The following is a 12,377-nucleotide window of genomic DNA, read 5'->3' as shown; positions in this document are numbered from 1 at the left end:
CCTCTCGCACGTCAGCGGCTGCCGTCCGCGGCCGGCACGGGGACGCCGGCGACAACGGCGTCGAGGATCGCGGTCGTCGAGCGGCCGCTCATCGCCGCCTCGACGCTCGGCAGCAGCCGGTGGGCGAGCACGGGACGGGTCAGCCGGAGCACGTCGTCGGGCAGCACGTAGTCGCGGCCGTCCATCGCGGCGACCGCCTTCGCGGCCCGCACCAGGTGGAGCGTCGCGCGCGGCGAGGCGCCCAGCGAGAGCTCCTCGGTACGACGCGTCGCGGAGGTGATCGCGACGGCGTACCGCTGGACGGCGTGGGAGACGTGGACCTGGTTGACGATCCCGATCAGCTTGCGGATCTCGGCGGCGTCGGTGACCGGCTCGAGGTCGTCGAGCGGGTTCAGCCCCGTGTGGGTGTTGAGCATCGCGATCTCGGCGGCCTCGACCGGGTAGCCGACCGACACCCGGGCCATGAAGCGGTCGCGCTGGGCCTCGGGGAGGGCGTAGGTGCCCTCCATCTCGATCGGGTTCTGGGTCGCGATCACCATGAAGGGCTGCTCGAGGAAGTACGTCGCGTTGTCGACCGTGACCTGGCGCTCCTCCATGCACTCCAGCAGCGCGGACTGCGTCTTGGGAGAGGCGCGGTTGATCTCGTCGCCGACGACGATGTTGGCGAAGACGCCGCCGGGGCGGAACTCGAACTCGCGGGTGTTCTGGTTGAACACCGAGACCCCGGTGACGTCGGAGGGCAGCAGGTCCGGGGTGAACTGGATCCGGCGGACCGTCGAGTCGATGCTGCGGGCCAGTGCCTTGCTGAGCATCGTCTTGCCGACGCCGGGCACGTCCTCGATGAGCAGGTGGCCCTCGGCGATCAGCACGGTCAGCGCCGATGACACCACGTCGGGCTTGCCTTCGATGACCCGCTCGATGTTGGACCGCACGCGGCCCAGGACCCGCGCCAACGTCTCCAGATCGGCCCCGCCCGTCTGAGTCTCCAACGTCGTCCCTTCCCGTTGGGCCGGCCGGCCCCCGTGGGTCGGTCGATGCCTGCGACCACCGTAGATCGTGGAGCGAAACCTACGGGGCGGGACGGCCCGGACGCACCGCTCTCCCCACTATTCACCCCATTTCGCCCCACCGGCGCTCCACCCGCCCTCCACCACCCCTTCACGAGGCGGCTCCACCGCCCTCTGCGGGCCGCTGACCTGCGCAAACGCCGCTACGACCGCACGGGCCGGACCTCGTCGACGGGGCGCAGGGACGCGCCGCCACCGGCAAACAGGCGCGACAACACGCGTGAAGTGGTTGACGGTGGTGGATTGTGGAGTAATGTGGAGCGCAGTGGAGGAAGCGTCACTGGCCAGTGTCGTGGGGAGTGGAGGTGCTCGATGTTCTTCATGGGCACCTACACCCCCAAGCTCGACGACAAGGGCCGCCTGTTCCTCCCGGCCAAGTTCAGGGATCGACTGGCGGAGGGGCTCGTGGTCACACAGGGACAGGAGAACTGCCTCGTGGTGTGGCCGACCGACGTCTTCATGGAGGAGGCCCGGCGAGCCCAGGCCACGCCGATGACGGTGCGCGGCGCGCGTGACTACGCCCGCATCCTCTTCGCCGGGGCCGACGAGGGATCGCTGGACAAGCAGGGCCGGATCGGCATCCCGGCCACGCTGCGGGAGTACGCCGCGCTGGAGCGCGACGTCGTCGTCATCGGAGTCATGGACCGGATCGAGATCTGGGACCCGGCCCGCTGGCGCGAGTACTCCACCGGAGCGCAGGAGAAGTTCGCCGAGCTCGACGAGCAGCCCGCATCACCGAACTAGCAGCCCACCGACCAGCACCAGCAAGCAGCACCAGCAACCAGCACAGCACCACGAGCTTCACACGATCCGCAGGACGAGGTCTCGAGCCCGCTCCCGCGACATCTGGGGCACCTTCCCCGGTTCCAGATGTCACCTTCCTTCGGGAGCGGGCAGGGACCTGGTCAGGCGGATCGCAGCACAACTCGAAGTCTTCCCCAGCACCACCACATCGAGGGTCGAGAACCACATGAGCATCACCTCCGCGGCACCCCCGCCGCAGTACACCGAGCCGGCCGCCGCCGCACCGCGGGTCCGGCACCAGGCCCGGGATGCCGCCACCCTGATGGCGTTCTCCGCGGCCACCTCGGTCGGGGTCGCTGCTTTCTTCCTGCTCCTCGCAGTCGCGGCGCGACAGGCCTGACATGGCCGGCCCCTCCCACGTCCCCGTCCTCCTGGACCGGGTCGTCGCTCTTCTCGCGCCCGCACTGGACCGCCCCGGCTCCGTGCTCGTCGACGCCACGCTCGGGCTCGGCGGCCACAGCGAGGCCGTGCTCTCCCGGATCGACGCGACCCGGGTCATCGGCATCGACCGGGACCCGCAGGCCCTGGCACTGGCCAGCGAGCGCCTCGCGCCGTACGGCGACCGCTTCACCGCCGTCCACGCCGTCTATGACGAGATCGAGGACGTGCTCGACGACCTCGGGCTGTCCGCTGTCGACGGCGTGCTGTTCGACCTCGGCGTCTCCTCCATGCAGCTCGACGTCCGCGAGCGCGGTTTCGCGTACGCCGAGGACGCGCCGCTCGACATGAGGATGGACGGCACCACGGGCATCACCGCCGCCGAGGTGCTCAACACCTACGAGGCCTCCGACCTGACCCGGATCCTGCGCGAGTACGGCGAGGAGAAGTTCGCCCGCAAGATCGCCGGTGCGGTCGTGCGCGAGCGGGCCAAGGAGCCGTTCACCAGGTCCGGGCGGCTCGTCGAGCTCCTGTACGCCGAGATCCCGGCCCCGGCGCGACGGACCGGGGGACACCCGGCCAAGCGCACCTTCCAGGCCCTGCGGATGGAGGTCAACGACGAGCTCGCTGTCCTGCGCCGGGCGATGCCGGCCTCGATCGACGCGATCAACGTCGGCGGTCGGGTCGTCGTCGAGTCCTACCACTCGCTGGAGGACCGCCTGGTGAAGCAGGCCTTCGTCGCCGCCAGCCGCAGTGACGTCCCCGTGGACCTGCCGTTCGTGCCGGAGGGGCACGAGCCGGCGCTGCGCCTGGTCACCCGGGGCAGCGAGAAGGCGAGCCCGGCAGAGATCTCCGAGAACCCGCGGGCCGCCTCGGTGCGGCTGCGCGTCATCGAGCGCGTGCGAGACAAGGGAGCGGCGGCATGAGTACTCCGGCCATGCAGGTGCGGTCCCGGATCCCCCGACTGGCCGAGGACGCCATCCAGCGGGCCCGCCTCACGGTGGTCCCGCGGCGGCGTACGACGGCCGGTCGCGCGCCGTTCCTCGCCCTGGTGTCCATGGTGCTGCTCGGCGGCGTCGTCGGACTGCTCCTCTTCAACACCTCGATGCAGCAGGCGTCGTTCGCGACCACCGCGCTGGAGCAGCAGTCGACGCGTCTGGCGGCCCGCGAGCAGAGCCTCGGGATGGACCTCGACCGGCTGCGCAACCCCCAGCGGATCGCCGGCGCGGCCGTGAAGCTCGGGATGGTCCAGGCGTGCAGCCCGGCCTTCCTCCAGCTCGGCACCGGCGAGGTCACCGGCGCACCGTGCTCGGACGCCGTCCCGCTGCGCATCCACGCCAAGGCGCCGGCCAAGCCCGCGGTGCTGAGCCCGCGGACCAAGGTCGTCCGCGTCGCGGCACCGCCGGCGAGCACGGCGGCCGGCAAGTCGACGGACGACACGGCCGGTGGCAGCGCCGCCCGGACCACGGGAGACGGTAAGAAGAAGAGCCGCTAGTTCACACCCGTCCCATCCGTCACCCCGAGCGAGGAGCAGCCGTTGCCCGCGACCACGACGCCCCGCGGCACCCGCCGCGGCTCGCCGCAGCTGCGGTTGCGCGTCGGCTTCCTGGTGATCGCGATCGCGCTGTCGGTCTTCGGCGCCCGGCTGGTGCAGCTCCAGGGGCTCGACCCGAACTCGTACGCCCAGATGGCGGCCGCCGAGAACCTGCACCGCGTGGACCTGCCGGCCGAGCGCGGTGACATCGTCGACCGCAACGGCGAGCCGCTGGCCGACTCCGTGGCCGGGATGATGCTGATCGCGGACCCCAAGCTCACCGGTGCGCACGCCGCCGAGCTCGCGGCGTTCCTCTACAAGCGCCTCGACATCGACTACGCCTCGACGCTCGCCAAGCTCCGCGAGCACAAGGTCGACGGCACCGAGGTCCGCTTCGAGTACATCGCGCGCCGGGTGCCCTCCACCATCGCGACCGACATCATGGACGAGGCGAAGAGCCGCGGCTTCAAGGGCCTCGACACCGAGCGCGACCCGGTGCGGGACTACCCGGCCGACGACGTGGCCGCCAACCTGGTCGGCTTCATCGGCACCGACGAGCCCCTGGCCGGCTTCGAGCGGACCTTCGACAAGCAGCTCTCGGGCAAGGACGGCTCGGCGCGCTACGAGGTCGGCGGCGGCAACCGGATCCCTCTCGGCGAGAGCACGGTCAAGGAGCCGGTCGACGGCAAGCCCCTCCAGACGACGCTCGACCTCGACCTGCAGTGGTACGCCCAGCGCGTGCTGCAGCAGACCGTCGAGGACTCCCGCGCCGACTCCGGCTTCGCCATCGTCATGGACACCCGCAGTGGCGGCCTGCTGGCCGTCGCGGACGGCCCGACGTACGACGCCAACGACCCGACCGCCTCCCCGAAGGCCGACCTCGGCTCGCGGGCGCTCCAGGACGTCTACGAGCCCGGCTCGGTGGAGAAGGTGCTCACCATGAGCTCGCTGATCGACCTCGGCGTCGTGTCGCCGCGCACCAGGATCGTGGTGCCCGGCCAGCTGCGCCGCGAGGACCGGCCGATCAACGACTGGTGGCAGCACGGCACCATCCCGCTGACGCTCGCCGGCGTGATCGCCAAGTCCTCCAACATCGGCACCGTGCTCGCGGCCGACAAGTTCAAGCAGGGCCAGCTCTACACCTACCTGCAGAAGTTCGGGCTCGGGCAGAAGACCGACGTCGGTGTCCGGGGCGAGACCTCGGGCCTGCTGCCGGCCGGCAGCACCTGGACTCACCAGATGCAGGACCGCATCGCCTTCGGTCAGTCGGTCTCGGTCAACGGGGTGCAGATGGCCGCGGCGATCAACACGATCGCCAACGGCGGCGTCCGCGTCTCGCCCAGCCTGATCGAGGGCTCCGCCACGACCGACGACGGCGTCCCGGTCGGCACCGACCACGCCACCCGCAAGCGGGTCGTGAGCGCCAAGGCGGCCACGCAGACCATGCGGATGATGGAGCGGGTCATCGACCCCGAGGTCGGCGTCGCGCCGGGCGCTGCGGTGGCCGGCTACCGGGTCGCGGGCAAGACCGGCACGGCGCAGCGGGTCGGCGCCGAGTGCGGCTGCTACGACGGCACCGACACCGTCTCCTTCGCCGGCTTCGCCCCGGCCGACGACCCGCGCTTCACGATCTACGTCGTCGTCCAGAACCCTCGCAACGGCGGCGGTGGCGGCTCGGTCGCCGGCCCGGCCTTCTCCAAGATCATGAGCTACGCGCTGCGCCGCTACGCGGTCCCGCCGACCGGCACCCAGCCGTCGCAGCTGCCCGTCGAGTGGTGACCTTCAGCGCCGTCAGCACCAGCGATAGCCTCGCGTGGTGACCGACGACCAGACGGCCGCGACCAGGCCCCGGCAGCCCGAGCACACCCCGCTCGGCGAGCTGGCGACCTGGCTGACCGGCGCCGACGCCTCGACCGAGGTGCGCGGCACGACCGAGGGCGTGACGCTGAGCGGCGTCTCGCTCAGCTCGCAGCGCATCCTGCCCGGAGACCTGTACGCCGCCCTGCCCGGCGCTCGCCGCCACGGCGCCGAGTTCGCCGCCGACGCGGTCGCCTCGGGCGCGGTCGCCCTGCTGACCGACCCCGCCGGCGGCGAGCTCGCCGGGGTCGGCGTACCACTCCTGGTCGTGGAGCACCCGCGCTCCGTGCTCGGCCGCCTGGCCGCCCGGGTGTACGGCGAGCCCGCGGCCGCGATGCGGGTGATCGGGGTCACCGGCACCCAGGGCAAGACGACCACCACCCGGCTCCTGGACGGCGGCCTGCAGCGGGCCGGGGTGCGCTCCGCGGTGATCGGCACCGTCGGCACCCGGGTCGCGGGCGAGGAGGTCAAGACCGCGCTGACCACCCCGGAGGCACCCGACCTACACGGCCTCTTCGCGGTGATGCGCGAGCGCGGCGTGGAGGCCTGCGCGATGGAGGTCTCCAGCCACGCTCTCGTGCTGGGCCGGGTCGACGGGGTCGTCTTCGACGTCGCCGTCTTCCTTAACCTCGGCCGCGACCACCTCGACTTCCACCGCGACGTCGACGACTACTTCGCCGCCAAGGCGTCGCTCTTCACCCCCGCCCGCGCCCGGACCGGGCTGGTCAACATCGACGACGAGCACGGCCGGCTGCTGCTCGAGCGCGCCAGCATCCCGCTGCGCACCTTCTCCGCCGAGGGCGCGACCGCCGACTGGCAGGTCTCGGACGTCGAGCTGACCGCCGCCGGGTCGACCTTCGTCATCACCACCCCCGCGGGGGAGCGCATCACTGCCGGGTGCCCGCTGCCCGGCGACTTCAACGTGTCCAACACCCTGGCCGCCGTCGCGGCCGCCGGCGAGGCCGGCCTCGACCCGGTGGTCGTGGCGGCCGGCATCGCCGGGGGCGGGGGCGTCCCGGGCCGTCTGGAGCGAGTGGAGACCGGCCAGGACTTCGTGGTCGTCGTCGACTACGCCCACAAGCCCGACGCCGTGGCCGCCGCTCTCCGCACCCTGCGCCCGCTCACGGACGGGCGGGTCATCGTCGTGCTCGGCGCCGGGGGCGACCGCGACCCCGGCAAGCGCCCGATCATGGCCGAGATCGCGGCCCGGTTGGCCGACGTCGTCGTCGTCACCGACGACAACCCGCGCACCGAGGACCCCGCGGCGATCCGGGCGGCGATGCTCGCCGGGATCTCCGACTCGGCCGCCGAGGTGCTCGAGATCGGCGACCGCCGCGCCGCCATCGGGGAGGCCCTCCGGCTCGCCGCGCCGGGCGACATCGTCCTGATCGCGGGCAAGGGCCACGAGACCGGTCAGGAGATCGGCGGCGCGGTCCATCCCTTCGACGACCGCGACGTCGTTCGCGAGGCCCTCCGATGATCCCGATGACCCTCGGCGAGATCGCCGACGCCGTGAACGGCACCGTCAGCCCCGAGGTCGCGGACCTGGTGGTGGACGGCCCGCCGTACCTCGACAGCCGCAACCGGCTGCCCGGCGGGCTCTTCGTCGCGGTCGTGGGGGAGCGCGTCGACGGGCACGCGTACGCCGACGGCGCCCACGCGGTGCTCGGCAGTCGCCCGACCGGTGCCCCGACGGTGGTCGTCGACGACCCCGTGGTCGCGCTCGGTCGCCTCGCCCGCCACGTCCTGGACCGCCTGGACGTCACGGTGGTCGCGCTCACCGGCTCCCAGGGCAAGACGGGCACCAAGGACTACCTCGCCCAGGTCCTGGCCGCTGCCGGGCCCACCGTGGCGACCGCGGGCAACCACAACAACGAGCTCGGCGTCCCCCTCACCGTGCTCGCCGCCGATGCCGGGACCCGCCACCTCGTGGTCGAGATGGGTGCTCGTGGCATCGGGCACATCGCCTACCTGTGCGAGATCGCCCCGCCTCGGGTGGCAGCGGTCATCAACGTGGGCACCGCGCACATCGGTGAGTTCGGCTCCCAGGAGGCGATCGCGCTCGCCAAGGGCGAGATCGTCGAGGCGCTGCCCGTCGAGGGGACCGCCGTGCTCAACGCCGCCGACCCCCTGGTCGCCGCGATGGCGTCGCGCACCCGCGCCCGCGTCCTCACGTTCGGTCCCGGCGGAGACGTCTCCGCGCGCGACATCACGTCCGACGACCTCGGGCGGCCGTCCTTCCACCTCGGGTACGGCGACGCCTGGCACCAGGTGCGGCTGCGCCTGAGCGGCGCCCACCAGATCGAGAACGCGCTCGCGGCCGCCGCGCTCGCCCTTGCCGTCGGCCTCCCGCTGGCCGAGGTCGCCGCCGGGCTGTCGGGCTCGGAGTCGGCCTCGCCGATGCGGATGGAGCTGCACGAGCGAGCCGACGGCCTGATCGTGATCAACGACTCCTACAACGCCAACCCGGCCTCGACGACGGCCGCCCTGGACGCCCTGCGGCTCATCGGCGAGCGGCGCGCTCGTCGTACCGTCGCGGTCCTCGGGGAGATGCGCGAGCTCGGCACCAGCGCCCACGCGGGGCACGCCGAGGTCGGCCGGGCTGCTGCCGCCCTCGGCATCGACGTGGTCGTGGTCGTCGGCGAACCAGCCGCCGGCATCGCCGACGGGCTGCGCTCGGCGGACGTCGACTGGGACGGTGAGGCGATCGTCACGGCGGGGCGTGACGAGGCACTGGCCTGGGTGCGCGAGAATGTCGCGGCCGGGGACGTCGTCCTCGTCAAGGCATCCAACGGCGTCGCGCTGTGGGTGATCTCGGAGCAACTGCTCGCCCAAGACCAGGAGGGAGGGACCAGCACGCCATGAGAGCCATCCTGTTCGGCGGCGGCCTGTCCCTGCTGATCTCGTTGCTCGGCACCCGGGTCGCGATCGGCCTGTTCACCAAGTGGGGCTACGGCCAGGAGATCCGCGACGACGGCCCGACGACCCACCACACCAAGCGCGGCACGCCCACAATGGGCGGGGTCGTGATCATCCTCGCGACGGTGGTCGGCTACTTCAGCGCGCTGCTGATCACCCGCACCGCACCCTCCGCGTCGGCCCTGCTCCTGCTCTTCCTCTTCGTGGGGATGGGGCTGGTCGGCTTCCTCGACGACTACATCAAGATCTCCAAGCAGCGCAGCCTCGGGCTGCGCAGCAAGGCGAAGATGATCGGGCAGACCGTCATCGCCGTGGTCTTCGGCGTGCTCGCGCTCTCGCCCCTGCTGGAGGACGAGAACGGCGTGTCGCCGGCGTCGCAGAAGATCTCGTTCCTGCGCGACATCAGCTGGCTGGCGCTGCCGATGGTCGTGGCCGTGCTGCTGATCTGGGTGATCGTCGTCGGCACCAGCAACGCCGTGAACCTCACCGACGGTCTCGACGGCCTCGCGACCGGTGCGTGCACGATGGTGTTCGCGGCGTACATGATCGTGAACATCTGGCAGGGCAACCAGTTCTGCGGCGCCGACCCGACGCCGCTCTGCTACGACGTCCGCGACCCGCTGGACCTCGCCATCGTGTCGGCCGCGCTGACCGGGGCGTGCTTCGGGTTCCTGTGGTGGAACGCCTCGCCGGCCCAGATATTCATGGGCGACACCGGCTCGCTCTCGCTGGGCGGCGCGCTCGCCGGTCTGGCGATCCTGACCCGCACCGAGCTGCTGCTGGTGGTCCTCGGCGGGCTCTTCCTGGTGATCACGCTGTCGGTGATGATCCAGGTGGGCTTCTTCAAGCTGTCCCGGCGGTCCGGCGTGGTCCGCAAGATCTTCCGCGTCCAACCCGGACACCGGGTCTTCCGGATGGCGCCGCTCCAGCACCACTTCGAGATGCTCGGCTGGGAGCAGGTCACCGTCGTGATCCGGTTCTGGATCATCACCGGGCTCTGCGTGGCCGGTGGCCTCGGGATCTTCTACGCCGAGTGGGTCGCTCGGCTGTGAACCCGGACATCCTCGGTCGTCACGACTCCTGGGAGGGCGTCCGCGCGGTCGTCGCCGGCTTCGGCGTCTCCGGCTTCGCCGCCGCCGACAACCTCAACCACCTCGGCGCCAGCGTCGTCGCGCTCGACGAGTCCGACGCCGGTGAGCGTGCCGAGAAGGCCGAGCTGCTCGAGGTGCTCGGGGCCGACGTACGCCTGGGTCCCGGTGCCACCGCGACGCTGCCCGACGACGTCGACGTGCTGGTCACCTCGCCCGGCTGGAGGCCGACGGCGCCCCTGCTCGCGCAGGCCACCGCGCGCGGCATCCCGGTGTGGGGGGAGGTCGAGCTGGCCTGGCGGCTGCGCGACCCCGACCACCGCACGCCGTGGCTCTGTGTGACCGGCACCAACGGCAAGACCACGACCGTGCAGATGCTCGACGCCATCCTGCGCGCGGCGGGTCTGCGCAGCCTCGCGGTGGGCAACGTCGGGCTGCCGATCGTCGAGGCCGTGATGGACCCCGAGCCGTACGACGTGCTCGCCGTGGAGCTGTCCAGCTTCCAGCTGCACTACACCGACTCGATGAGCGCGGAGTCAGCCGCGGTCCTCAACGTCGCGGAGGACCACCTGGACTGGTATCCCGGTCCGAGCGGGATGCGCGACTACGCGGCCGACAAGGGCCGCATCTACGAGCGCGTGCAGCGCGCCTGCATCTACAACGTCGCCGACCCCGAGACCGAGCGGCTGGTCCGCGAGGCCGACGTCATCGAGGGTGCCCGCGCCGTGGGCTTCACGCTCGGCATGCCGAGCGTGGGCATGGTGGGCCTGGTCGAGGACATCCTCGCCGACCGGGCCTTCATCGAGCAGCGTGACAGCAGCGCCGCCGAGCTGTGCACCATCTCCGACCTGGCCTCACCGGCGCCGCACTTCGTCGCCAACGCCCTGGCCGCTGCGGCGCTCGCGCGCTCGCACGGGGTCTCCCAGAGCGCCGTGCGCGACGGGCTGCGCTCCTTCCGCCCCGACGGCCACCGGATCGCGGTCGTGGGGGAGCGCGACGGCGTCACCTGGGTCGACGACTCCAAGGCGACCAACCCGCACGCCGCCCAGTCCTCCCTGCTGGCCTACGACTCCGTCGTGTGGGTCGCCGGCGGCCTGGCGAAGGGGGCCAGCTTCGACGACCTGGTGCTGGCCGCGCGCGACCGGCTCCGCGCCGTCGTGCTGATCGGCCGGGACCGCGACGTGATCGCGGACGCCCTTTCGCGACACGCGCCCGATGTGCCCGTCATCCTCGTCGACGGCGACGAGACTGGGGGCGTAAGCGGTGGGCATGCCATGGAGCGTGTCGTGGGTGCCGCAACCGAGTTGGCCCGACCCGGCGACACGGTGCTGCTGGCCCCCGGATGTGCCTCCATGGACATGTTCACCAACTACGCCGAGCGCGGCGACGCGTTCGCAGACGCCGTACGACGCAGGCTCTGAGGCCGCAGACCGGGAGGGGCACCGCGATGAGCACCGCGACTCCTCCCGCACCGCCGCAGGAGACCGCCCGGCCCAAGTCCGCACCGCCGCGGCGCTCCTCGATCCGCGGGTGGTACGCCGTCGCCCGCGACGCGCTCGACCGGCCCCTGACGGCGTACTACCTCCTGCTCGGCGCCTCGGCGCTGCTGCTCACCATCGGCCTGATCATGGTGCTGAGCGCCTCGAGCGTCTACTCCTACAAGCAGAACGAGGGCAACTCCTACGCGGTCGTCACCCGCCAGCTGATGTGGGTCGCCATCGGCATCCCGTGCGCCTGGATCGCCTCGCGGCTGCCGCTGGGCGTCGTACGCCGCTTCGCGTGGCCGGCGCTGCTCCTCACCGTCGTGCTGCTCGCGCTGGTGCGCGTGCCCGGCCTCGGCCGCGAGGTCAACGGCAACACGAACTGGCTCGGGCTCGGGCCGATCGTGATCCAGCCGGCGGAGATCGCCAAGCTCGCGATCGTGCTGTGGGCGGCGCACATCTACGCCCGCAAGGAGAAGCGGCTCGGCAGCCTGCACGAGCTGCTCTTCCCGGTCGTGCTGGGGATCGGCGTCGTGATCGTCCTGGTCATGCTCGGACGCGACCTCGGCACCGCGCTGGTCCTCTTCGCGATCCTGCTGGCCATGCTCTGGGTGGTCGGCGCGCCCGCGCGGCTCTTCACGGTGTCGATCATGGTGATCGGCGTGATCGCGCTCTACCTCGCCACGACCAGCCAGCACCGCCTCGAGCGCCTGACGACCTTCACCGACCCGTTCAAGGACTTCCACCGGGCCGGCTGGCAGCCCGCCCACGGGCTCTACGCCCTCGCCTCCGGCGGCTGGTTCGGCCAGGGGATCGGCGCCAGCCAGCAGAAGTGGGGCGACCTGCCCGAGGCCCACACCGACTTCATCTTCGCGGTGCTCGGCGAGGAGCTCGGGCTGGTCGGCACGCTGCTGGTGATCGGGCTCTTCCTGACGATCGCCTACGCCGCCGTCCGGGTGGCCTCCCACACGACCGACACGTTCGTGCGCTACATGACCTTCGGCATCGTGGTCTGGCTGCTCGGCCAGATGATCATCAACGTCGGCATGGTGCTCGCCCTGCTCCCGGTCATCGGCATCCCGCTGCCCCTGGTCTCGTACGGCGGCTCGGCGCTGGTGCCCTCGCTGGTCGCGCTGGGGCTGGTGATCGGGTTCGCGCGCCGCGAGCCGGAGGCCGCCCTGGCTCTCGCCCAGCGCAAGAAGGCTCGGTCGGCCGGCCTCTCGGCCGGCCGCGCTCCTCACTAGGGTTG

Annotated in this window: 11 protein-coding genes; 10 read left to right on the top strand and 1 reads right to left on the bottom strand. The window is 71.9% G+C overall.

The window, feature by feature from the left end; genetic code table 11:
- Positions 1–11: 11 nt before the first annotated feature.
- A complete protein-coding gene (locus N542_RS0121610) occupies positions 12–989 on the bottom strand; it encodes an AAA family ATPase (protein ID WP_028645702.1) in 978 nt (325 codons plus the stop codon).
- A gap of 390 nt (positions 990–1,379) precedes the next feature.
- Here N542_RS0121610 and mraZ point away from each other — a divergent pair, with 390 nt between their 5' ends.
- From mraZ to ftsW, 10 genes are all read left to right on the top strand, one after another.
- Positions 1,380–1,811, top strand: a complete 432-nt coding sequence (gene mraZ, locus N542_RS0121605) for a division/cell wall cluster transcriptional repressor MraZ (protein ID WP_028645701.1) — start codon at positions 1,380–1,382, stop codon at positions 1,809–1,811.
- A 226-nt stretch (positions 1,812–2,037) separates the two neighbouring features.
- Complete coding sequence (locus tag N542_RS27710) at positions 2,038–2,211, top strand: hypothetical protein (protein WP_155993297.1); 174 nt, start codon at positions 2,038–2,040, stop codon at positions 2,209–2,211.
- Between the two features lies 1 nt (position 2,212).
- Positions 2,213–3,175 carry a 16S rRNA (cytosine(1402)-N(4))-methyltransferase RsmH gene (gene rsmH / locus N542_RS0121595; protein ID WP_028645700.1) on the top strand — a complete coding sequence of 321 codons (963 nt, stop codon included), beginning with the start codon at positions 2,213–2,215 and terminating at the stop codon, positions 3,173–3,175.
- Positions 3,172–3,744, top strand: coding sequence for a hypothetical protein (locus N542_RS26915; RefSeq protein ID WP_155993295.1), 573 nt, complete (start codon positions 3,172–3,174; stop codon positions 3,742–3,744). Before rsmH ends, N542_RS26915 begins: the two co-directional genes overlap by 4 nt.
- 42 nt (positions 3,745–3,786) lie before the next feature.
- On the top strand, positions 3,787–5,562 hold the full coding sequence (locus tag N542_RS0121585) for a peptidoglycan D,D-transpeptidase FtsI family protein (RefSeq protein ID WP_028645699.1): 1,776 nt from the start codon (positions 3,787–3,789) through the stop codon (positions 5,560–5,562).
- 100 nt (positions 5,563–5,662) lie between these two features.
- Positions 5,663–7,120 (top strand): UDP-N-acetylmuramoyl-L-alanyl-D-glutamate--2,6-diaminopimelate ligase, encoded by a 1,458-nt coding sequence (locus N542_RS0121580; RefSeq protein ID WP_442937525.1) that lies wholly within the window; start codon positions 5,663–5,665, stop codon positions 7,118–7,120.
- Entirely contained in the window at positions 7,117–8,505 is a 1,389-nt protein-coding gene (locus tag N542_RS0121575; RefSeq protein WP_028645697.1) for a UDP-N-acetylmuramoyl-tripeptide--D-alanyl-D-alanine ligase, read from the top strand. Before N542_RS0121580 ends, N542_RS0121575 begins: the two co-directional genes overlap by 4 nt.
- Positions 8,502–9,611 carry a phospho-N-acetylmuramoyl-pentapeptide-transferase gene (gene mraY / locus N542_RS0121570; protein WP_028645696.1) on the top strand — a complete coding sequence of 370 codons (1,110 nt, stop codon included), beginning with the start codon at positions 8,502–8,504 and terminating at the stop codon, positions 9,609–9,611. The genes N542_RS0121575 and mraY overlap by 4 nt, the downstream gene beginning before the upstream one ends.
- Positions 9,608–11,068, top strand: coding sequence for a UDP-N-acetylmuramoyl-L-alanine--D-glutamate ligase (gene murD / locus N542_RS0121565; RefSeq protein ID WP_028645695.1), 1,461 nt, complete (start codon positions 9,608–9,610; stop codon positions 11,066–11,068). Before mraY ends, murD begins: the two co-directional genes overlap by 4 nt.
- 26 nt (positions 11,069–11,094) lie before the next feature.
- On the top strand, positions 11,095–12,372 hold the full coding sequence (ftsW, locus tag N542_RS26030; protein ID WP_036509365.1) for a putative lipid II flippase FtsW: 1,278 nt from the start codon (positions 11,095–11,097) through the stop codon (positions 12,370–12,372).
- Positions 12,373–12,377: the final 5 nt, after the last annotated feature.

Source organism: Nocardioides sp. URHA0020, from assembly GCF_000620705.1.
Lineage (GTDB): Bacteria > Actinomycetota > Actinomycetes > Propionibacteriales > Nocardioidaceae > Nocardioides.
The sequence above is the reverse complement of the archived record's forward strand: the minus strand, read 5'-3'. Positions and strand labels throughout refer to the sequence as shown.